General features: G+C 72.9%; 19 protein-coding genes and 4 tRNA genes. 9 read left to right on the forward strand and 14 right to left on the reverse strand.

What is annotated here, in order from left to right:
- Positions 1–62 precede the first annotated feature (62 nt).
- The 5 genes from AC07AL_RS12675 to AC07AL_RS12695 form a co-directional block, all read right to left on the reverse strand.
- Positions 63–2,468, reverse strand: a complete 2,406-nt coding sequence (locus AC07AL_RS12675; RefSeq protein ID WP_363628074.1) for a glycoside hydrolase family 65 protein — start codon at positions 2,466–2,468, stop codon at positions 63–65.
- A gap of 22 nt (positions 2,469–2,490) precedes the next feature.
- A complete protein-coding gene (locus AC07AL_RS12680) occupies positions 2,491–3,237 on the reverse strand; it encodes an HAD family hydrolase (RefSeq protein ID WP_363628073.1) in 747 nt (248 codons plus the stop codon).
- Between the two features lie 151 nt (positions 3,238–3,388).
- The gene (locus AC07AL_RS12685) at positions 3,389–4,189 is read right to left on the reverse strand and encodes a VOC family protein (protein WP_363581377.1); all 801 of its coding nucleotides are present in this window, start codon (positions 4,187–4,189) and stop codon (positions 3,389–3,391) included.
- A 237-nt stretch (positions 4,190–4,426) separates the two neighbouring features.
- Positions 4,427–4,876: an SRPBCC family protein gene (locus tag AC07AL_RS12690; protein WP_363581379.1), complete on the reverse strand. Its 450-nt coding sequence runs from the start codon at positions 4,874–4,876 to the stop codon at positions 4,427–4,429.
- 198 nt (positions 4,877–5,074) lie between these two features.
- Positions 5,075–6,823 (reverse strand): LCP family protein, encoded by a 1,749-nt coding sequence (locus AC07AL_RS12695; protein WP_363628072.1) that lies wholly within the window; start codon positions 6,821–6,823, stop codon positions 5,075–5,077.
- Between the two features lie 465 nt (positions 6,824–7,288).
- On the opposite strand from AC07AL_RS12695, the gene AC07AL_RS12700 reads away from it, so the two are divergent.
- On the forward strand, positions 7,289–8,371 hold the full coding sequence (locus AC07AL_RS12700) for a fatty acid desaturase family protein (RefSeq protein WP_363581383.1): 1,083 nt from the start codon (positions 7,289–7,291) through the stop codon (positions 8,369–8,371).
- 129 nt (positions 8,372–8,500) lie between these two features.
- Here the strand turns inward: AC07AL_RS12700 and AC07AL_RS12705 are convergent.
- Together AC07AL_RS12705 and AC07AL_RS12710 are read right to left on the reverse strand one after the other, a co-directional pair.
- A tRNA-Lys gene (locus AC07AL_RS12705) sits at positions 8,501–8,573 on the reverse strand.
- Positions 8,574–8,610: 37 nt separating this feature from the next.
- Complete coding sequence (locus AC07AL_RS12710; RefSeq protein WP_363628071.1) at positions 8,611–9,384, reverse strand: nucleotidyltransferase domain-containing protein; 774 nt, start codon at positions 9,382–9,384, stop codon at positions 8,611–8,613.
- A gap of 163 nt (positions 9,385–9,547) precedes the next feature.
- Here AC07AL_RS12710 and AC07AL_RS12715 point away from each other — a divergent pair, with 163 nt between their 5' ends.
- Complete coding sequence (locus AC07AL_RS12715; protein WP_363581387.1) at positions 9,548–10,312, forward strand: SDR family oxidoreductase; 765 nt, start codon at positions 9,548–9,550, stop codon at positions 10,310–10,312.
- 54 nt (positions 10,313–10,366) lie between these two features.
- Positions 10,367–11,062, forward strand: a complete 696-nt coding sequence (locus AC07AL_RS12720; RefSeq protein WP_363581389.1) for a tyrosine-protein phosphatase — start codon at positions 10,367–10,369, stop codon at positions 11,060–11,062.
- Positions 11,063–11,079: 17 nt separating this feature from the next.
- Here AC07AL_RS12720 and AC07AL_RS12725 read toward each other — a convergent pair whose 3' ends face one another.
- Positions 11,080–11,616, reverse strand: coding sequence for an RICIN domain-containing protein (locus AC07AL_RS12725; protein WP_478317434.1), 537 nt, complete (start codon positions 11,614–11,616; stop codon positions 11,080–11,082).
- Positions 11,617–11,729: 113 nt separating this feature from the next.
- On the opposite strand from AC07AL_RS12725, the gene AC07AL_RS12730 reads away from it, so the two are divergent.
- Positions 11,730–12,065, forward strand: coding sequence for a hypothetical protein (locus AC07AL_RS12730; RefSeq protein ID WP_063348325.1), 336 nt, complete (start codon positions 11,730–11,732; stop codon positions 12,063–12,065).
- Between the two features lie 79 nt (positions 12,066–12,144).
- On the opposite strand, the gene AC07AL_RS12735 is transcribed toward AC07AL_RS12730, so the two are convergent.
- The 6 genes from AC07AL_RS12735 to crcB (AC07AL_RS12760) form a co-directional block, all read right to left on the reverse strand.
- On the reverse strand, positions 12,145–13,002 hold the full coding sequence (locus AC07AL_RS12735) for a TIGR02452 family protein (RefSeq protein WP_363581391.1): 858 nt from the start codon (positions 13,000–13,002) through the stop codon (positions 12,145–12,147).
- A 203-nt stretch (positions 13,003–13,205) separates the two neighbouring features.
- The gene (locus AC07AL_RS12740) at positions 13,206–15,548 is read right to left on the reverse strand and encodes a DEAD/DEAH box helicase (RefSeq protein ID WP_400804492.1); all 2,343 of its coding nucleotides are present in this window, start codon (positions 15,546–15,548) and stop codon (positions 13,206–13,208) included.
- A gap of 196 nt (positions 15,549–15,744) precedes the next feature.
- Positions 15,745–16,176: a hypothetical protein gene (locus tag AC07AL_RS12745; RefSeq protein ID WP_363581395.1), complete on the reverse strand. Its 432-nt coding sequence runs from the start codon at positions 16,174–16,176 to the stop codon at positions 15,745–15,747.
- A gap of 404 nt (positions 16,177–16,580) precedes the next feature.
- The gene (gene crcB, locus AC07AL_RS12750; RefSeq protein ID WP_478317401.1) at positions 16,581–16,955 is read right to left on the reverse strand and encodes a fluoride efflux transporter CrcB; all 375 of its coding nucleotides are present in this window, start codon (positions 16,953–16,955) and stop codon (positions 16,581–16,583) included.
- Positions 16,952–17,302 (reverse strand): DUF190 domain-containing protein, encoded by a 351-nt coding sequence (locus AC07AL_RS12755; protein WP_363581399.1) that lies wholly within the window; start codon positions 17,300–17,302, stop codon positions 16,952–16,954. Before AC07AL_RS12755 ends, crcB (AC07AL_RS12750) begins: the two co-directional genes overlap by 4 nt.
- Positions 17,299–17,790 carry a fluoride efflux transporter CrcB gene (gene crcB, locus AC07AL_RS12760; RefSeq protein WP_400804486.1) on the reverse strand — a complete coding sequence of 164 codons (492 nt, stop codon included), beginning with the start codon at positions 17,788–17,790 and terminating at the stop codon, positions 17,299–17,301. Before crcB (AC07AL_RS12760) ends, AC07AL_RS12755 begins: the two co-directional genes overlap by 4 nt.
- A gap of 70 nt (positions 17,791–17,860) precedes the next feature.
- Between crcB (AC07AL_RS12760) and AC07AL_RS12765 the strand changes: the two genes are divergently transcribed.
- From AC07AL_RS12765 to AC07AL_RS12785, 5 genes are all read left to right on the forward strand, one after another.
- Positions 17,861–18,202 (forward strand): metallopeptidase family protein, encoded by a 342-nt coding sequence (locus tag AC07AL_RS12765; RefSeq protein WP_350880588.1) that lies wholly within the window; start codon positions 17,861–17,863, stop codon positions 18,200–18,202.
- Between the two features lie 126 nt (positions 18,203–18,328).
- Positions 18,329–18,401: transfer RNA gene (locus tag AC07AL_RS12770), tRNA-Glu, on the forward strand.
- Between the two features lie 55 nt (positions 18,402–18,456).
- Positions 18,457–18,530, forward strand: a tRNA-Asp gene (locus AC07AL_RS12775).
- Positions 18,531–18,557: 27 nt separating this feature from the next.
- Positions 18,558–18,631 (forward strand) — tRNA-Phe (locus tag AC07AL_RS12780).
- A gap of 1,066 nt (positions 18,632–19,697) precedes the next feature.
- Positions 19,698–20,009, forward strand: a complete 312-nt coding sequence (locus tag AC07AL_RS12785; protein ID WP_478317402.1) for an SMI1/KNR4 family protein — start codon at positions 19,698–19,700, stop codon at positions 20,007–20,009.
- Positions 20,010–20,148 lie beyond the last annotated feature (139 nt).

Consider the following 20,148-nt stretch of genomic DNA (forward strand, 5'->3'; position numbering starts at 1 on the left):
CTCCGACGGCCGGGCCCGCCCCGCACCCGGAGCGGGCCCGAACAGGTGACCGGTCGGCGCGGCTACTCCGCCGCCAAGTGGTCCTGCTGCCCGAGCTTGCCGCTGACCAGGCCCGCCTGCGCCTGCCGCCGGGCGGGCTCGCGGCCGGGCGGCTGGCCGCACCGCTCCTGGGCCGGCGGCGCGGTGGTCGGCAGGGTGACCGGCTCCCCGGCCTTCACCTGCACCGGCTCGCCGTCGTGCCACAGGTGCAGCACCTCGCCGCGGCGCAGCGCGTACGTCGTCCCCTCGTGGGTGATCTGGACGCCCAGCAACTGCCCGCGGACCATCAGCGAGAACCCGAGCCTCATCAGCCCGCCCGGCAGCCGGGGCCGGAAGGACAGCGACTCGCTGTGGTCGCGCAGCCCCCCGAAGCCCGCCACCAAGGCGATGCAGGCACCCGCGAGCGAGGCCATGTGCAGGCCGTCGCGGGTGTTGCCGCCGAGGTCGTGCAGGTCCATCAGCGCCGCCTCGGCCGTGTAGTCGTACGCGAGGTCGAGCTGGCCGACCTCGGCGGCGATCACCGCCTGGGTGCACGCGGAGAGCGAGGAGTCGCGGACGGTGAGCCGCTCGTAGTAGGCGAAGTTGCGGACCTTCTGCTCGTCGGTGAACGCGTCGCCGCGGACCTGCATGGCGAGCACCAGGTCGGCCTGCTTGACCACCTGCTTGCGGTACAGGTCGAAGTACGGGTAGTGCAGCAGCAGCGGGTACTTCTCGGGCGGGGTGTGCTCGAAGTCCCAGACCTGGTGGTGGGTGAAGCCGTCGGCCTGCGGGTGCACGCCGAGGTCCTCGTCGTACGGGATGTACATCGCGGCCGCGGCGTCCCGCCAGGCGGCGGTCTCCTCGGTGTCGACGCCGAGTTCGGCGGCCTCGTGCGGGTGGCGGGCGGCGGCCTCGGCGGCGGCGCGCAGGTTCGTCTGCGCCATCAGGTTGGTGAACACGTTGTTGTCGGCGACGGCGCTGTACTCGTCCGGGCCGGTGACGCCTTCGATGCGGAACTTCCCCGAGACGTCGTGGTGGCCGAGCGAGCGCCACATCCGGGCGGTCTCCACCAGCAGTTCGAGCCCGTACGCGCGCTCGAACTCGGCGTCCCCGGTGGCCCGGACGTAGCGGGCGACGGCGGCGGCGATGTCGGCGCCGATGTGGAAGGCGGCGGTACCGGCCGGCCAGTACCCGGAGCACTCCTCGCCGCGGATGGTCCGCCAGGGGAACACCGCTCCGGCCAGGCCGAGTTGGGCGGCCCGTTCGCGGGCCAGCGGCAGCGTGGTGTGCCGCCAGCGCAGGGCCTGGTTGACGGCCCCGGGCAGGCAGTAGGTGAGCACCGGGAGGACGAAGGTCTCGGTGTCCCAGAAGCTGTGCCCGTCGTAGCCGGGGCCAGTCAACCCCTTGGCGGGGATGGCCCGTTCCTCGCTGCGGGCGCCGGCCTGGAGGACGTGGAAGACGGCGAACCGGACGGCCTGCTGGAGTTCGACGTCGCCTTCGATCTCGACGTCACTGGTCTCCCAGAACTCCTTGAGGTAGGCGGCCTGTTCGGCGGCCAGACCGTCCCAGCCGGTGTACCGGGCGGCGGTCAGCGCGGCCTCCACCTGGTCCCGGACGGCGGGCTGCGAGCGCGTCCCCGACCAGCCGTAGGCCATCAACTTGACCAGCCGCAGCCGCTGTCCGGGCCGGAGCACGGTGGTGACGCTGATCCGGCAGTGGTCGGCCTCGGCCTCGGCGACGGTTTCGAGCTCCTCCGGGCCCTCGATCACGTGGTCCATCCCGGCGGCGACCCGGATCGCGCTGTAGCGGGTGCGGTGCACCAGGACGGCCTTGGTGTCGCTCGCGTGGTGCACCTCGGGCTGCAGCGGCGCCTCCAGGACGGCGGAGGCCCGAGGATCGCCCTCGGGGCCGCCGGGCAGCTGCTCGTTGGCGACCAGCTCGGACTGGAGCACGATCCGCACCGGTCCGTCCACCGCCTCGACGCTGTAGTCGACCGCGGCGATCGCGCGCTGGGTGAGCGAGACCAGCCGGGAGGAGCGCACCCGGATGGTCCGGCCGGCCGGGGAGGTCCACTCGGCCTCGCGGTGCAGTATCCCCTCCCGGAAGTCCAACCAGCGCTTGTGGCGGACGAGTTCGCCGTAGCGCAGGTCGAAGGGCTCGTCGTCGACCAGCAGCCGGATGATCTTGCCGTTGGTCACGTTGATGACGCTCTGGCTGGACTCCGGGTAGCCGTAGCCGCCCTCGCCGTACGGCAGCGGGCGGAGCTCGAAGACACCGTTCAGGTAGGTGCCGGGGAGGCCGTGCGGCTCGCCCTCGTCCAGGTTGGCGCGCAGGCCGATGTGGCCGTTGGAGAGCGCGAACAGCGACTCGGCGCGGGCCATCGCGGTCAGGTCCAGGCCCTGCTCGGCGATCAGCCAGGGGTCGACGGAGAAGTTGTCCAAGCCACTCATGCGACTGCCTCGCTCCGCTCACTCATGCCCGCTCCTCCAGCAGTTCGGCGAGGTCGTCGACGACCACGGTCGCGCCGTCCCGGCGCAGTTCGGCGGCCTGCCCGGTGCGGTTGACCCCGACCACGGCCCCGAAGCCGCCCGCACGGCCGGAGGCCACCCCGGCGAGCGCGTCCTCGAAGACGGCAGCGTGCGCGGGCTCGACGCCCAGCGTGCGGGCGGCGTACAGGTAGGTGTCGGGGGCGGGTTTGCCGGGCAGGCCCTCGCGCTGGGCGACGACGCCGTCCACGATCACGTCGAACAGCCCCTCGATGCCCGCCGCCCGCAGCACGTCCCGGCAGTTGGCGCTGGAGGACACCACGGCGCTGGGCAGCCCGAGCGCGCGCAACCGGTGCACGTACGCGACCGAGCCGTCGTACGGCTGGACGCCCTGCTCGCGGATCAACCGCAGGACGGTGTCGTTCTTGGCCCGGCTGATCCCGTGCACGGTACGGGTGTTGGGCGGATCGGCGTCGGTGCCCTCGGGCAGGTCGACGCCCCGGCTGCGCAGGAACGCCCGGGTGCCGTCCAGTCTCGGACGGCCGTCCACGTAGGTGTCGTAGTCGGTGACGGCGCCGAAGGGGACGAACTGCCCGCCGGTGCGGGCGGCTTCGGCGCGCAGGAAGGAGTCGAAGGTGTCCTTCCAGGCCGCGGCGTGCACCTTGGCGGTCTGGGTGAGGACCCCGTCGAGGTCGAAGAGGAAAGCGCGGATGTCGTCCGGTAGCCCCAGCATGGGTGCAGTCTTACCCGGGAACGCGGGGAAGCCGCCCATTTCCCGGCGGCGCGTCGCGGGAAGGGCGGCTTCCGGTTGCCCGGGTGCTCGTGGGTGGCCAGGTGGGCTCGTGGGTGCCCGGCGCTGTCACGGCGAGGGGTGCCCGGCGCTGTTACGGCGAGTCGGGCATCTGCGCCTCGGCGGCCTCCGCCACCGCGAACACCGCGCCCTGCGGGTCCTGGACGACCGCCATCCGGCCGGACTGCATGTCGAACGGCGGCTGGATCACCGAGCCGCCCGCCTTGACCAGGGCGTCCACGGTGGAGTCGGTGTCGTCCACCGAGAAGTAGGCCATCCAGTGCGAGGGCGTGCCCGCCCCCAGGTACCCGGGGATCGGCTGCATGCCGCCCACCGTACGGTCGCCGGCGTTGAGCGAGAAGTACCCCTCCATGCCCTGGATGGTCGCCGGGCGCAGCCCGAGCGCCGGGAGGTAGAAGCGGCCGGCCGCTTCGGTGTCGGCGGTGTTGAGCTCGTTCCAGACCAGTGCGCCGGGCTCGTTGACCACGCCCGCGCCGATGAAGTCCATCGCCTGCCAGACGCCGAACACCGCGCCGGTCGGGTCGGCGGCGACCAGCATCCGGCCGATCACGCCGACGTCCATCGCCGGGTAGAGGATCGTGCCGCCGTGCTCGGCGATGGCAGCCCCGCTCACGTCGGCGTCGTCCGAGGCCAGGTAGGTGGTCCAGGCGACGGGCGGCAGCGGCTGGCCCTCGGGCGCGGACCGCGCCATGATCCCGGCGACCGGTCGGTCGTTGAGCATGCACACGGCGTAGCCGCCGAACTCGGCCGGGCCGACCTCGCCCTGCCAGCCGAACAGGTCGCGGTAGAAGTCGAGCGCGGCCTGCTGGTCGCTCGCCATCAGGTCGATCCAGCACGGGGTGCCGGGCTTGTACGGAGCGGTGACTACGGGCATTGCTGGGCCTCCCGAAGGCAGTGGTCGTCGGGGCGGGCGGGTCCCGGCCGCCCGGTGCCGGGCTGCCGGTGCCGGCCGTCGGCGCGAACGGCGGGTACACCGCCCACCATCGGCCCGGCGCCGCGATCCCGCCACCGGACGGCGCCCTGGCGGGCGATCGGACGGGCCCGGGGCCCGTTCAGCCGCCGGCGGGCCGTTCACGCGGCGTCGTGGCGCTCATGCCGTCGCGGGGGCCGTTCACGCGGCGTCGTGCCGCTGGGCCGTGACGAAGTACGGCTGCACCTTGCCGCTCTGCACGTAGTCCTTGAGCCGGACCAGCAGTTCGGCCCAGGTGCCGGCGACCAGCGGGACGCCGTCCTCGCTGCCCGGCTGCCAGCCGCCGTGCCGGAACAGCAACCGGGTGCGGCCGGGCTCGTCGGGCTGGTCGGCGAGGTCCCAGCTGATCCAGGTGCCGGCCCAGTGCGGCGGGAAGGCCCCGGCGTTGGCCCACACCACCCGGTCCAGGTCGGCCCGCTCGCGGCGCAGCCGGAACGGCTCGGGGACGCCGGGGAAGTCGAACAGCAGGACGTCGCCCTCCCGGTCCACGCCGGTGGTCCACCAGCTGGTCAGCCCGCCGTGCGTGTTGAGCGCGGCGAGGACGACGGCCCGGGGTGCGGCGATGTCGAACTGGAGGGCGATCTCGGGCATGGGGTCCGCCTTTCGGTGCGCGCCCCCCTCGTCCGTGGGCCGGGTCCGGTGTGCCCGGGTCCGGTGCGTCGGGCCCCCGTCCCTCAGGTCGCCCGTGCCGGGCGCCCCCCGGTTTCTCCGGCCACCATGGCACGACCCCCGGGCCCGCGCGCCCTGGACGGCGCCGGCCCGGGGGTCGCCCCCACGGCTCGGGTGCGGTCAGCCGCCGCTGCCGTAGGAGGTGTTCGCGCAGATGTCGTCGTCCGCCGAGCGGGCGTCGTTGGTGACGGTGGTGGGCAGCGGCGCCGGGGGCGCCGGGGTGCCGTTCGCGGCCGCGCCGCCCGTCCCGGTGGCCGGGCCGGTGGGCCCGCCGCCGTTGGCCGCGGAGAAGTCCTTGCCGACGATCAGGGTCACGCCCGCCGAGTTGCCGGCCTCGACGCTGGCGCCCGGGAACAGCGCGGCGACCTTGTCGGCGTTCGCCTTCTGCCCGGAGCCGTACTCGATCATGGTGGTCTTGTACTTGGTGCTCGCCGCCTGGCCCGCCGTGGTGGCGGCGAACTTGGCGGCCTTCAGCTGCGCGGTCGCCTTGCCGGCCAGGCCGTTCTCGGTCGTCCCGTTGTAGACCGCCACCTTGATCGACGAGTTGCCGGCGTCCGCGACCGGCGCGGCGGGCGCGCTGGGCGCGGCCGACTGCGGCGCGGCCGGTGCGCTCGGGCTGGCGGCGGCGTCCGGCTGCTGGCCGGTGGCGTTCTGCCCGTCGATGGTCTGGTCGGCCTTGAGGGTCTCCCAGAGCTTGTTGGCGTCCGGCTGGACCAGGTCGAGGTCCTTGTCCTGGGTGCGGTAACGCCAGGGCGCCGTCACGAACTTGAGGTCGTGCATGTCGATGTTCTTGAGCGACAGCCCGAAGGAGAGCAGCTTGTCCGCGGAGGCCAGCCCCGGGTCGACCACCAGCGACTTGGTCGCGGCGTCGGCCAGCGGCAGCAGGTTGGTGGGGCTCAGCCCGTCCTTCTTGACCTTGCTCGCGAGCGAGCTGAGGAAGGCCTGCTGGCGCTTCATCCGGCCGATGTCGGAGCCGTCGCCGATGCCGTGCCGCAGCCGCACGTAGTCCAGCGCCTGCTGGCCCTGCACGGTCTGCTTGCCCTGCGGCAGGACGAGGTCGCCCTTCCTGTGCAGGTTGGGGTTGACGTCGCCCTCGTAGATGGCCTTCGGCAGGCAGACGTCGACGCCGTTCACGGCCTTGGTCATCGCGGAGAAGCCGTTGAAGTCGACCACGATGGTGTGGTCGACCCGGATCCCGGTGAGCTTCTCCACCGTGTTCTGGGCGCAGGCCGGGTTGCCGCCGTCGCTGCCGCCGACCGAGAAGGCCGCGTTGAACAGGTCGCTGGACGACCCCTTGGTCCACTTGCCGTTGGGCAGTTTGCAGGGCGGGATCGGGACCTTCGCGTTGCGCGGGATCGAGATGCCCACGGCGTGCTTGTGGTCGGCGTAGACGTGCAGCAGGATCGTGGTGTCCGAGCGGGCGCCGCCGTCCGCGCTACCGCCGCCGAGGTCGGAGTTGTTGCTGCCGCGGCTGTCCGAGCCGATCAGCAGCACGTTGACCGGCTTGTTGCCGTCCGCGTCGGCCTGCGCCTCCGGCGGGCGGTCGGTTGCTATCGCGTCGCCGTCGAAGGACTTGATGTTGGCGTTCAGCTTGAAGTAGATCGCCCCGCCGGCGCCCGCGATCAGCACCAGCACGCCGGCCGCCGACCAGGCGACGATCTTCTTCACGTTCTTCTTGGGCTTGCGGCTGTTGCGCGCCGCCGCCCGGCCGCCGCCGGCCGCCGCCTCCGGCCTGCCGCCGTCCTTGCCCGCGCCCCGACCGCCGTCCTTGCCCGCGTCCTTGCCGCCGTCCTTGCCACCGCGGCCACCGCCCTTGCCCTGGGCGGCGCGCCGGGCCTCCGCCCGGCCCCCGGTACGCGGCGGAGGCACGGACCCATCGCTCCCCGTCGTGAGCGCGCCGGGTGCGTTCTCGCCCCGAGCCGGGCCCTCGCCCCACTGACCTGACATGCGCGTACCTTTCACCGACGGAAGCGACGCCCCGGACGATCTGGCGCACCGCACACAGGGAGACGGTCGGGACCGTTCCCAGGTTGCACATACGAACATCGGTACAAACCGATGAACGTGGCTTCCGATCATATTTAGGCCCGACGCGATCACCGACCTCCGGTCCACCACCAACCCCGGCCACCACGGCGCAAGCTCGCCACAGAACGCCCGAAACCAGCCGATTACGACGTGACCTACGCCACCTCTCCCCGCCCCTGCGGCACCATCAGGCACCACGCGCCGCACGTCCGCAGCCACCCAGGACGGTCCGGGGGTTTTCCTCACCCCACCCCAGGGGGATGCCCCCGTTTCTCAAGGCCCGTTCGCTAGACCAGACTCAGCACCATGACCACCGACACCGCGGGGACGCCGACCGCGAAAACCCGGCCGCAGCCGCCCGCCGGACCACCGGACACCGCCCCGCCCGGAACCGGCGGGAGCGACTTCGCCCAACTGAGCCGCCGGATCACCGCCGAGGGCCTGCTCGACCGACGCCCGGTCTACTACACCGTCCGCGCGGGCCTCGTCCTCGCCGCGTTCCTCGGCGGCTGGTGGGCCATGTTCGCCCTCGGCGACACCTGGCTCCAGCTCGGACTGGCCGCCGCCATGTCCATCGTCTTCGCCCAACTGGGATTAATGGCACATGACCTGGCGCACCGTCAGGTGTTCACCGGGCGCCGCGCCGGCGAGATCGGCGGCCGCATCGTCGCCAACCTCCTGATGGGCATGAGCTACGGCTGGTGGATGAACAAGCACACCCGCCACCACGCCAACCCCAACCACGAGGAGCGGGACCCGGACGTCTCCCCCGACCTCGTCGTCTGGTCCCAGGACCAGGCCAGGAGGGCCAGCGGAATCGCCCGCTTCATCGGCCGCCGCCAGGCGTTCCTCTTCTTCCCGCTGCTCCTGCTCGAAGGCCTCAACCTCAGCTACAACAGCTTCCGCGCGCTGCGCAGCCCGATCATGAAGCGCCCCTACCTGGAGGGCTTCCTGCTGGTCGCCCACTTCGCCGCCTACCTCGGGCTGGTCTTCGCCGCCCTCCCGGTCGGCAAGGCCTTCGCCTTCCTCGCCGTCCACCAGGCCCTGCTCGGCGTCTACTTGGGCTGCGTCTTCGCCCCCAACCACAAGGGCATGCTGATGGTGACGCCCGGCATGCGGCTCGACTTCCTCCGCCGCCAGGTCCTCACCTCCCGCAACGTCCGCGGCGGCTACTTCATCGACGCCCTGATGGGCGGCCTCAACTACCAGGTCGAGCACCACCTCTTCCCCAGCATGCCCACCCCGGCCCTGCGCCGCGCCGCCGTCCTCACCCGCGACTTCTGCGCCGAGAAGGAGATCACCTACTACGAGACCGGCCTCTTCCGCTCGTACCGCGAGATCCTCACCCACCTCCACCAGACCGGCGCCCCGATCCGCGCCGCGGCCTGATCCGCCCCACGACCCACACCGCACCGCGGCACCCCGGCTACTCGACCAGCCGGGGTGCCGCAGTGCGTTCACCGGCGGCGGACATGCAAAAGGCCAGGTCAGAGGGTGTCTGACCTGGCCTCAGTTCGGTGGGCCACCAGGGGCTCGAACCCTGAACCTACGGATTAAAAGTCCGCAGCTCTGCCAATTGAGCTAGTGGCCCGCGGCCCTCGTCCCGGTTGGGGAGGGCCACCGTGATCCTACCCGGTGGGGCGCAGGGCTCCGCCAGTGGATTGCGCGGGCGCGCCGGGGGCGGGGGGCGGAGCGTAGTGGGCGGCACGGACGCGGCGGAGCCAGGATTCGGCGGGGCGCGGGTCGGGGGCGGCGGGGAGGACGCCGGGGCGGGCGAGGCGGTCGGCGGCGTCGGCGAGCAGGGATTCGGCGACGGCGGGGCGGTCGGCGATGCGTTCGCCGAGGTCGCGGACGTGTCCGGGGTCGGCGAGGCGGACCAGGTTGTGGCCGGTCTCGTGCAGCCGGACGGCCTGTTCGACCAGCCGGACCAGGTGCCGGGCGTGCTTGGCGGCCCGGCGGCGGGTGGCCGGGTCGGTCGTGTCGCGGGTCAGCAGTTTGCGGAACTGCTGCTCTGCGTAACCGAGATAGGCCTTCCGGACGCCCGATTCACTGAGGAAGCTCGAGCGGATCTCGACCAGTTCGGCACCGAGCGGAGTGCGGATCTCGTACAGGTCGTCCGGCAGCCAGACGAGCTCGGAGGCGGTCGGATTGCAGGACAGCGCCAGGCGGCACCACTTGGCGGCCTCGTGCAGGGTGACGTCGGGCCCGGTGGTGACGTGCGACTCGGCCGGGCGGTGCAGGCCGTGCAGTTCCTCGGTGGGGGCGGCGTACAGGCCGAGCCGGTCGACGTCGGAGCCGGCGTGGGCGAAGCCGTACGCGGTGGAGCCGACCACCCCGGCGAGCAGGACGGTGCCGGGGACGACGGGTGCGGGTGCGGGTACGGGTGCGGGTTCGTCGGACATCGCCGGTCTCCTCTCTCGACTCTCTCGACGCCTCTCGACCTGGCAGCCGGCAGGGCTGCGGTGGCGGCGCCGCTACCGCATCCTCGCCGGTCCGGGCCGCGCCGGGCGAACGATTTCCGCTCCGGGGCCCGCCCCGGCCGGTCCGCCGGGTAGCGTACCGAGCATGTCGACCACCACCTCCGACGACGGCGTCCTGATCGTCACCGGCGCCGGCCGCGGCATCGGCGCCGCCACCGCCCTGCTCGCCGCCCGGCGCGGCTACCGGGTCTGCGTCAACTACCGCACGGACGAGGCCTCGGCCACCGCCGTGGTGGACGCCGTCCGGGCCGAGGGCGGCACCGCGCTCGCCGTCCGGGCCGACGTCACCCGCACCGCCGAGGTGGAGCGGCTGTTCACCACCGTGGACGCCGAACTCGGGCTGCTCACCGGCCTGGTGAACAACGCCGGCACGCTGGAGAAGCAGTGCCGGCTGGAGGACATCGACGAGGACCGGCTGAACCGGATCTGGGCCGCCAACATCACCGGCCCGTTCCTGTGCGCGGCCCAGGCCGTGCGCCGGATGTCCACCCGGCACGGCGGCCGCGGCGGTGCCATCGTCAACGTGTCCTCGGCCGCCTCGCGGCTCGGCTCGCCCAACGAGTACGTCGACTACGCGGCCGCCAAGGGCGCCGTCGACTCGATGACCCGCGGCCTCGCCCTGGAGGTCGCCGCCGAGGGGATCCGGGTCAACGCCGTCCGCCCCGGCCTGATCCACACCGACATCCACGCCCTCGGCGGCGAGCCCGGCCGGGTCGACCGGGTCGCCCCCGGGCTGCCGATGCGGCGCGGCGGACGGGCGGAGGAGGTCGCCGAGGCGATCCTCTTCCTGCTCTCCCCCGCCGCCTCGTACACCACCAACGCCTTCCTGGACGTCTCCGGCGGGCGCTGAAAGGTTCCCTCCGGTTTCCTTCCGCCGGCCCGCCCCCGCCCGTACCGTGGGGCCATGACCGATGCCTTCATCGACATCCCCGGTGTGCGCAACTTCCGTGACGCGGGCGGGATCGGCGCCCTGCGGCGGGGCGTGCTCTACCGCTCCGGCTCCTTCCACACCCTCACCGAAGAGGGCGCCCGGCGCCTCAAGGCCCTCGGCCTGCGCACCGTCCTCGACCTGCGCAGTCCGGTCGAGCTGGAGGTCTGGCCCGACCTGCGGCACGGCCTCGACCACGAGGCCCTCAACCTCCCGACCCTGCCCGCCAACCGTGAGGACATCGACCAGCCCTGGCCCGAGGACCAGGCGGCGCTCTACCCCTTCATGGCCCGGACCGCCGGCCCGTCCCTCGCCGCCGTCGTCCGCCGCCTCGCCGCCCCCGGCGCGCTGCCCGCCCTCGTGCACTGCGCCGTCGGCAAGGACCGCACCGGCCTGACCATCGCCGTCCTGCAGTCCCTGCTCGGCGCCTCGGAGGCCGACGTTACCGCCGACTTCCTGCTCTCCAACGTCGGCCTCGGCCTCGACCGGGGCCCCACCCCCTACGTCGACGAGACCGGCACCGAACGCGTCTCCCGCCCCGTCACCGCCGAACTCCTCGCCTCCGCCCTGGGCTGGATCCACACCCAGCACTCCTCCGTCCCCGCCTACCTCCGCGCCCACGGCGTCACCGACGAGGAACTGACCGCCCTGCGCGCCAACCTGTCGGCCTGACCGGCCCGGGGACGCACCTACTCCTGGCGTTCGAAGCGCCACCACTGGGCGGGCGAGTCGGTGTCCTCCCACTGGTGGACGGTGGGGTCGGGGGGTGCGGCGGCGGTGAGGGGCTTGCCGCTGATGAAGCTGGTGATGGTGTAGGTGCCGGGGGCGTCCACGTGGGCTTCGAGGAGCCATTCCTGGGCGCCGAAGGCGTTGGCGGACCACTGCTGGATGGGGACGCCGTCGTCGGTGGAGGCGCCGGTGACGTCGAGGCGCTTGCCGCTGGCGGCGTTCTCCAGGTGGCAGAGGGCGCCGCCCGGGTGGACGGCGGTGAGCTGCCAGAGCTGGGCGTCGGAACCGTCGTCCGCGCCCTGGCGGACGCGGGCGCCGCTGCGCCGGCTGCCGTCGGCGACTTCGAGCAGCAGGCCGCTGTCGACGTTGCGGATCCGGTAGCGGCCGTCGGTGATCGCGGTGTCAGTCACGCTCGCAGTCTGCCACCGGGGGCCGACAGGCCTCGGAGTCGAGGACGGCGGAGCGGACGGCGGAGCGGACGGCAGGGAAGACGGCAGGGAAGACGGCGGCCTGCTGGAGGCTGGAGGCCCGGACCGGCGCGCGGGGCGGGCGGGCTATGGTCGGAAGCCGGAACAGGAAGTCAGGACAACCTCTACGAGTGGAGTCGACGATGGCGAAGGTCCCCAACGTGCTCTCGGCCGCCGCGCCCGCCGCGCTGACCGCGGCGAGCGGCCTGGTGGGCGGTTACGGCGTCGCCCGCTGGAGCGGCCGGCGCGAACTGGGCGGCGCCGTGCTGGCGGTGGCCGGTGCCGGGGCGGCCGCGCAGTGGCACCGCAGCTCGGGCGCGGCCACCGCGGCGGCGCTGACCGGTCTGTACGTGGCGGCGTTCGGCGGTTCGCATCCGCTGGCGAAGAAGATCGGCGCCTGGCCGTCGGTCTTCGCCGTCACCGGTGTGGTCGCGGCGGCCTCTACGGCCGCGACGGCGCTGGCCGCCCGCAAGCGGTAGCAGCACCCGGCGCGAGCCGCGCGCCGGCCCGCTCACCGGCCTCGGCAGCGACACCCGGCGGCGACACCCGGCGGCGGCCTCAGCGCACCGCCGCGCCGGGCTGCGCCGCCCCGCCGAACCGCGCCTCGAACGCGGCCCGGTTCGCCGAGACCGGTGAGCGGTCCCAGACCGCGAACACCACCTGTTCGAAGGCCGCCCCGTACCGGGAGAGCGCGCCCTCGAAGGCCTCGGCGACCTGGGCCGGGTCGTTGCGGAACACCCCGCAGCCCCAGGCCCCGAGCACCAGCGTGCGGACCTCGTGCCGGGCCGCCGCCGCGAGCACCCGGACGGCCCGCTCGGCGAGCACGCCCCGGACGTCCACGTCGGCCGAGCGCCGTTCCAGCTGGCCCGCGTTGGGCGCGGGCGAGGTCAGGAAGGTGACCGGGTACGGCCGCGCCAGCAGGTCCCCGCCCCGGCCGCGGATCACCGGTACGTCGGGCGAGACGATCACCCGGTGGCTGTACCGGAGGTCGGTGGAGGCGCGGTGCGCCTCGTAGTAGTCCGGCGCCTCCAGCAGGCAGGTGTAGAGCAGCGCGCTGCGGCACAGGTCCTCCTCCTGGGCGCGGGCGCCGCGCAGGTAGCCGCCGCCTGGGTTGCGCGCGGAGGCGAAGTTGAGCACCCCGACCGGGCCCGCCCCGCCCTCGACCAGGCGCCGGGCGGCCTCGATGCTGCCTTCGGCCGTCACCTCCACCGCCCCGACGGGCCCACCCGGCCCGGGCCCCGGGGCCCCGCCCCTCAGCAGCGCGTCCAGCGCCGGCGGCGCGTACGACACCGTGCCGGCCCTGGCAGCCGCCAACTGCTCCCCCACCGTGACGAGTTCGCCACCGGCCGCCCGGTAGCTCCCCCGCTCGGCGATCTCCTCGTTCACCCGGGCCACGTCGTGCAGTCTGCTGCTCATGTCCGGGACGCTACGGGACTTCCGCCGGGCCGCGCCACAGGTTATTCTCAGCTGCAGAACAACGCCTCGGGGGCGCGAGGGGTACCGGGGGAGGTACCGGGGGCATCGGGGGAACGCGACGGGCCCGCTCCAGTGCATGGAGCGGGCCCGTCGTGTGTGTTCAGGTGTTCAGCTACCGGTGGTCAACCACCGGCCGTACGGCGTCAGTTCTTCCAGCGCGGCTTGCGGTCGTCGCGGTTGAAGCCACCGGAACGGTCGCGGTCGAAGCCACCCGAGCGGGCGCCGCCACGGTCGTCACGGTCACGGCCGAAGCCACCACCGGAGGCCTGCGGACGGCCGCCGGAGCGGTGGTCGTCACGACGCGCGAACGGACGGTTGTTGCTGCCGGCGCGCTCGTCGCGGTCCCGGCCGAAGGACGGGCGGTCACCGAAGGTGCGGGCCGGGCGGTCGCCGAAGGAACGGCCGCCGCGGTCGTCGCGGTCACGGTTGAAGCCACCGGAACGGTCGCGGTCGAAGCCACCACCGGTGCGGGCCGGACGGTCACCGAAGGAACGGCCACCACGGTCGTCACGGTCACGGTTGAAACCGCCCGAGCGGGCGCCGCGGTCGTCGCGGTCACCGAAGGAACGGCCACCGCGGTCGTCACGGTCACGGTTGAAGCCACCGGAACGGGCGCCGCGGTCGTCACGGTCACCGAAGGAACGGCCACCACGGTCGTCACGGTCACGGTTGAAGCCACCGGAACGGCCACCACGGTCATCGCGGTTGAAGCCACCGGAACGGGCGCCGCGGTCGTCACGGTCACCGAAGGAACGGCCACCACGGTCGTCACGGTCACGGTTGAAGCCACCGGAACGGCCACCACGGTCATCGCGGTCACGGTCACGGCCGAAGGCCGGACGCTCGGTGCGCGCCTCGCGGTACGACGGCGTGCGCTCCTCGGCCTGCGGCGCGGCGGCCGGAGCCGGCGCCTCGGTGGCCGGGGTCTCCGCAGCGGCCTCGTCGCCCGCCTCGGCGGCCGGGGCCTCGTCCTCGATGCCCAGCTCGGCCCGCTCGCGGGCGGCCCGCGCGGCCAGGCGGTCGGCCTCCTCGCGCAGCTCGGTGGTGCGGCGCTGCGCGCGCTCCAGCTGGCGGGTCATGTCGGCGAGCTCGCGCTCGGCGGCACCGGCGATGCCGGCCGCGCTCTCGGCCTGGACCTCGATCAGCGAACGGGCGCCGGTGATCTTGGCGACCTCGGCGTCGAAGGCGTGGTCGAGGATGTGGCGCGAGGCGTCGACGCCCGCGTCCTCCATCAGGCGGAAGACGCCGCGGCGCTGGTGCGGCAGCACCAGGGTGACGACGGCGCCGGAGCGCCCGGCCCGGGCGGTGCGGCCGGAGCGGTGCAGGTAGTCCTTGTGGTCGCCGGCCGGGTCCACGTTGAGGACCAGGTCGATGCCGTCGACGTGGATGCCGCGGGCGGCGACGTCGGTGGCGACGACGACGTTGACGTAGCCGTCCTTGAAGTCGCCGAGGACGCGGGTACGGGCGCCCTGGGTCATCCCGCCGTGCAGCGCGTCGGCCTTCACGCCGGCCTCGATGAGCTGCTCGGCGACGCGGTCGGCGCCCATCTGGGTGCGGACGAAGATGATCGTGCGGCCCTTGCGGGCGGCGATCGCGTTGGTGATCGGCGCCTTGTCCTTGGGCTTCACCACGAGGATGTGGTGGGTCATGGTGGTGACCGCGCCGGCCGACGGGTCGACCTCGTGGGTGACCGGGTTCTTCAGGTAGCGCTTGACCAGAGTGTCGATCTCGTTCTCCAGGGTGGCGGAGAACAGCAGGCGCTGGCCACCGGCCGGCACCTGGTCGAGGATCTCGGTGACCTCGGGCAGGAAGCCCATGTCGGCCATCTGGTCGGCCTCGTCGAGCACGACGGTCCGGACGTCGGCCAGCTTGGCGCTGCCGCGGTTCAGCAGGTCGCGCAGACGGCCGGGGGTGGCGACCAGGACGTCGACGCCGCGCTCCAGCGCGTAGATCTGGTTCGACATCGAGGTGCCGCCGCAGACGACCTTGAGCTTGAGGCCGAGCACCGAGCCGAACGGCTCCAGGGCGTCGGCCACCTGCATGGCCAGCTCGCGGGTCGGGACGAGGATCAGGCCGCGCGGGTGCTTGGGCTTGGTGCGCTCGCCGTCGGCGAGGCGGGTCAGCAGCGGCAGGCCGAAGCTGAGGGTCTTGCCGGAGCCGGTGCGGCCACGGCCCAGCACGTCCTTGCCGGCCAGGGCGTCCGGGATGGTCGCGGCCTGGATCGGGAACGGGGTGGTGACACCGCGCTTGGCGAGGGCGCGCACGACGTCGTCGTGCAGGCCCAGGTCGCCGAAGGTGATGGTGGGCTCGGCGGCCTCGACGGCCTCCTCGGCCTCGACGGCGTCGGCGTTCAGCTCGACGTCGGCGTCGGCGTCGGTGGGCTCGACGGCCTCGACGGCGTCGGTGAGGGTGTCGGCGGTGTCGGTGACATCGGCGGCGGCCTCGCTCGCGGGCATGGCGAAGCGGGCGTCGTCAACGAGAGACATGTAAAACCTTCCGGAAGTGGCACGCGCCAAAGTCCGGGGGTTCTGTTTCACAACCGCCTCTATGCGGTCAGCCACGGATCGCCGGAACGCGCCAAGGGCGCCAGATGGGAATAGGGCGCCAGTCAAATGAATCAAACGAACGATCTACCACCATAGACGAACCTCGGGATCAGAGGCAAATGCCCTGGCCAGCCCGCTAATGCCCACCCGCATGCGGGCTCGGGGCCGAGGAACCGGAGTTGCCGGCCGAGGGCTCCGTGGTCGGTGGGACGGTCGCGGCGGGTGAGCTGTGCTCGGGCTCGGGGGACGTCGAGGAGTGGCTGCTCGGCGTGGCCGACGGCGTGCCCGCCGTGCCGCCGGAGCGGCCCTCACCGGTGCCGCCCGCCCCGCCCGCGCCCCCGGTGCCCGCCGCACCACCGGTACCGGCCGACGCACCGCCGCCCGGCCGGGGCGCGGGGCTGGCACTCACGCCCCCCGCCGAACCGTTCGCGCCGGTGCCGGCCGGCGCGGCGTCCACGGCGGGCGCCCCCGGCACCGGGACCACGCCGGCGGCCGCGCCGTTCGCGCCGGGTGCCACCTCGCCCGCCGCCGCAGCCGTCACCCCGGCCGGCGCGTTCTCGCTCTGCAAGCCCCCCGAACGCTCCGGGCGCCCGGACGCACTCCCCGGATGCGCGCCGCTCGGCGAGGCCGACGGCCCGCTCGTCACCCCCGGCTTGCCCGCCGGACCGGCCTGCCCGACCGGCGCCACCCCGTGCTTCACCTCCGCCTCAGGACCGACCGACATGCACCCCGTCAACCCCAGCCCGGCCACCGCCAGCACCGAAGCCGTACGCACCACCGCCCGAACCGCCCGCACCGAAGCCACCGAGATCCCTCTCCACCGCCCCACCCGGGCCGCCCACTGCTCGCGCGGCCGCTTTTCGGTGCCCAACGCGCGCCCGCCCCGACGGGACACGGGCAGCGCGCCAGGAAGCGTCCGGGCCGCATCCGCCACAGCCCGCCGAACCGGCAGGCGAGCAGACCGGCAGACGCTCAGCCCCAGAACGCCGAGGCCAGCCCCGCCCCCGCGTACACCGCGGCCAGCCCCGCCACCACGCTGCCCGCCACGTTCGCCAGCGCGTACCGCCCCGCCCCGGTCTCGACCAGCCGCAGCGTCTCGTACGAGAAGGTCGAGTACGTGGTCAGCGCCCCGCACAGCCCCGTCCCCAGCAGCACCTGGACGTGCGGGGACGCGGCCCCCGCCGCCACCGCCCCGGTCACCAGGCCGAGCACCAGGCAGCCGGCCACGTTCACCGCGAACGTCCCCCAGGGGAACACCGAGTCGTGCCGGGCCTGCACGGCCCGGTCGGTCAGGTACCGCAGCGGCGCGCCGACCACCGCGCCCGCCACCACCAGCAGCCAGTTCACCCCGAAGCCTCTTCCCGCCCCACGTACCTGACCACTTCGCAGCGGTCCAGCAGCACCAGACCCTCCGCCACCAGCCCGTCCAACTGCGGCAGGAACGCCCGCACCCGCTCCTCCTCGTCCACGATCACCACCGCCACCGGCAGGTCCTCGCTCAGCGACAGCAGCCGCGCCGTGTGCACCAGCGACGACGCCCCGAACCCCTCGATCCCCCGGAACACGCTCGCCCCGGCCAGCCCCGCCGCCCGCGCCCGGTGCACGATCTCGCTGTACAGCGGCCGGTGGTGCCAGCGGTCGTTCTCCCCCACCAGCACGGTCAGCCGCAGCGCCGGCCCGCTCAACCTGCTCACTGCACGCCCCCGCGGGCGATCAGACGGCGCGTCAGCGCGGCCGCCGCCCACACCGCGCCGAGCGCGCCCAGCAGCGTCAGCCCCAGGTACGCCAGCCCGAGCCCGAGCCGCCCCTCCTCCACCAGCCGCCGGATGTCCACCGCGTACGTCGAGAAGGTGGTGAAGCCGCCCAGCACCCCGGTGCCGAAGAACGGCCGCAGCAACGGGTGCGCCGGACGCCCCTCGGTGATCACCACCAGGAACACCCCGATCACCGCGCACCCGACCACGTTGATCAGCAGCGTCGTCCACGGGAACGCCGCCGGCCCGTTCGCCCAGGCCAGCCCGGCGCCGTACCGGGCCACCGCCCCGATCGCCCCGCCCACCGCGATCACGGCCACGGCCGGCCCCTGCCCGCGCCACACCGGCGGCCGTCTCCGGGTGGCCGTCCCGTCGCCCACCGGCCGGGTCCGCGCCGGGCCGTCCACCGTGCCGTCCGAGGTCGCCATAACCCCATCAAACACCGGCTTCCGCCGTCTGGCACAGCGTCACTCCAGACCCGACAATGAACCGGTGGAGATGACCCGGGAAGAGTTCGAGACGCTGGTCAGCGACGCCCTCGACCAGATTCCCCCGCAGCTCGCGGCCATGATGGACAACGTCGCCGTCTTCGTCGAGGACGAGCCCGACCCCGCCGACCCGGAACTCCTCGGCCTCTACGAGGGCACCCCGCTCACCGAACGCGGCGAGTGGTACGCGGGCGTCCTGCCCGACCGGATCCTCATCTACCGCGGCCCCACCCTCCGGCACTGCGAGACCCACGACCAGGTCGTCGCCGAAGTCCGCACCACGGTCATCCACGAGGTCGCCCACCACTTCGGCTTCGACGACCACGAACTCGACGAACTCGGCTGGTCCTGACCCCCGCCCCGGGCGGCCCTCGGACGGCCCCCACCCACCCGGCCGAAACCCGTTTTGGCGATCCGCCCTGCATCCCATATGCTTCTCGACGTCCCCGAACGCTGGAAACAGCGGGACAGGCCGCAAGCCCTCATCGTCTAGTGGCCCAGGACGCCGCCCTTTCAAGGCGGTAGCACGGGTTCGAATCCCGTTGGGGGCACGCAGTACCGTAGTAAAAAGCAGTGCCGCAAGACCTTAGTGGGAAACCACTACAAGGTCCCGTGGAGCAGTTGGTTAGCTCGCCACCCTGTCAAGGTGGAGGTCGCGGGTTCAAGTCCCGTCGGGATCGCTCGTCTCGCAAGAGACGGTGTAGTACGGCCAGGTAGCTCAGTTGGTACGAGCGTCCGCCTGAAAAGCGGAAGGTCGCCGGTTCGACCCCGGCCCTGGCCACATAGCCTGACCAGGAACAATGCCCTCGAAGCAGATCGCTTCGGGGGCATTTTCGTGCCGTTTGACGCCAACGCTGACGCCAACGGCTCCGAATCGCTCTGGATCTGAGCAGCCAAGATGGCTGGCCCCGGCAATGGAGGCATGTGACGCCAATCACAGGATGCTGCTCCGCAGGGGTGACCGGCGTCGGCAGAATCCCGTTGATCCCCTCCAGCCGAGGCTGACACGATCGCCCGGTGGTAACTCCGGAGGACCTCGTCGGTCGGCAAGTGCAACGCGCTACGTGCTCGTGGTTCCACGCCCGCGACGGCGGTGGCAAGTCCGAGCTGTTGCACATGTGGCTGCACGTGGAGGACCTCGGCCCGGTCCGGTTCCACACGCTGGACCACATACTCGATCTCCGGATCGACGAGCCCCACGACTCCTACGACATGGACATGCTCGGCCATGTCACGGTCAGCGACGCACCGGATGAGTTCCCTCCGCACCGTTCACAGGCAGCAGGGTCGCCTCCATCCAACACATCCGACAGCGGTCCATCGACAGCCGCGTCGGCTTCGAGATGGCCTTCCAAGGTGGAGGTGTCCGGATCCTCGCTCTGGCTGATGACCTGGTCGTCACGGCAGCCAGGCTGCCGGAGGGCTGGGAAGACGACCTGGATCTCGCCCCACCGGACACCGACCCATCGTCCGAGGCCATGCTCCGCGTCCTCGCAGATCAGACTCCGGCCTGCAGGGCGGCACGGGAGGCGGTGCTTACAGGCGGTACTTCTAGGCGGTACTTCCAGGATCGCAAGCGGAGTGGTGCCCGCGGAGGTGCTGGCCGGCACTTACGCTGTCCGGCTCGAACACACACGGGCCGCGAACATCGAGACCATCGGGCTGCCCGAGACCGTGGCGGCCCCGAGGGAGCGCGGCACTCAGCCGGTCCGGCTTGGGTCCATCGACAGTCCGGACGGCTCGTGGCACTTCGCGGCCTTCCTCACCGCTGACGGTTCGCCGGTGGCCTGTACGGGCGTTCGAAAGATCAGACCTGAAACAACCGAGGATCACGGGGAGGCTCGATCATGACGGGTGATGCAGAGGGGTCAGAGATCGCCGACTCAGGAGTGGACTGGTCGGGAGTTCGCGAGCAGGTTCTGGCCCTGCGGGACGCCCCGTCCGCGGAGGAGGTCTTCGGGGCTCGCCTACAGGGCTTCGGGCATGACTTCCTGTTGCAGCCACCGCTCAGCGAGGCCGAGGTGGCGGAAGCCGAGGAGGAGCTTGGCATCTCCCTCCCGGTCGACTACCGCACCTTCCTCCTCGAAGTGGGCGCGGGCAGCGCGGGCCCCGTCTACGGGATCTTCCCGCTGCAGCGTGATGGGCTGGGCTGGCACTGATTGGAGCACGGCAAGGTCCGAAGCGACAACGCGCTCCTGGGGAAGCCGTTCCCTTCCGTGGAGGAGCGGGCTCGCCGGTCGGAGGAACTCGACGCTCGCGAGCCCGTCAAGGACAGCTTCTCTGACGGCTTGGCGTGCG

It is taken from the genome of Kitasatospora sp. NPDC043949 (assembly GCF_056435365.1).

Bases quoted from the DNA above. Each gene is read 5' to 3' on its own strand.
- AC07AL_RS12675 (WP_363628074.1), bottom strand. From the start codon at position 2,468: ATGAGTGGCTTGGACAACTTCTCCGTCGACCCCTGGCTGATCGCCGAG.
- AC07AL_RS12680 (WP_363628073.1), bottom strand. From the start codon at position 3,237: ATGCTGGGGCTACCGGACGACATCCGCGCTTTCCTCTTCGACCTCGAC.
- AC07AL_RS12685 (WP_363581377.1), bottom strand. From the start codon at position 4,189: ATGCCCGTAGTCACCGCTCCGTACAAGCCCGGCACCCCGTGCTGGATC.
- AC07AL_RS12690 (WP_363581379.1), bottom strand. From the start codon at position 4,876: ATGCCCGAGATCGCCCTCCAGTTCGACATCGCCGCACCCCGGGCCGTC.
- AC07AL_RS12700 (WP_363581383.1), top strand. From the start codon at position 7,289: ATGACCACCGACACCGCGGGGACGCCGACCGCGAAAACCCGGCCGCAG.
- AC07AL_RS12710 (WP_363628071.1), bottom strand. From the start codon at position 9,384: ATGTCCGACGAACCCGCACCCGTACCCGCACCCGCACCCGTCGTCCCC.
- AC07AL_RS12715 (WP_363581387.1), top strand. From the start codon at position 9,548: ATGTCGACCACCACCTCCGACGACGGCGTCCTGATCGTCACCGGCGCC.
- AC07AL_RS12720 (WP_363581389.1), top strand. From the start codon at position 10,367: ATGACCGATGCCTTCATCGACATCCCCGGTGTGCGCAACTTCCGTGAC.
- AC07AL_RS12730 (WP_063348325.1), top strand. From the start codon at position 11,730: ATGGCGAAGGTCCCCAACGTGCTCTCGGCCGCCGCGCCCGCCGCGCTG.
- AC07AL_RS12735 (WP_363581391.1), bottom strand. From the start codon at position 13,002: ATGAGCAGCAGACTGCACGACGTGGCCCGGGTGAACGAGGAGATCGCC.
- AC07AL_RS12740 (WP_400804492.1), bottom strand. From the start codon at position 15,548: ATGTCTCTCGTTGACGACGCCCGCTTCGCCATGCCCGCGAGCGAGGCC.
- crcB (WP_400804486.1), bottom strand. From the start codon at position 17,790: ATGGCGACCTCGGACGGCACGGTGGACGGCCCGGCGCGGACCCGGCCG.
- AC07AL_RS12765 (WP_350880588.1), top strand. From the start codon at position 17,861: ATGACCCGGGAAGAGTTCGAGACGCTGGTCAGCGACGCCCTCGACCAG.
- AC07AL_RS12785 (WP_478317402.1), top strand. From the start codon at position 19,698: ATGACGGGTGATGCAGAGGGGTCAGAGATCGCCGACTCAGGAGTGGAC.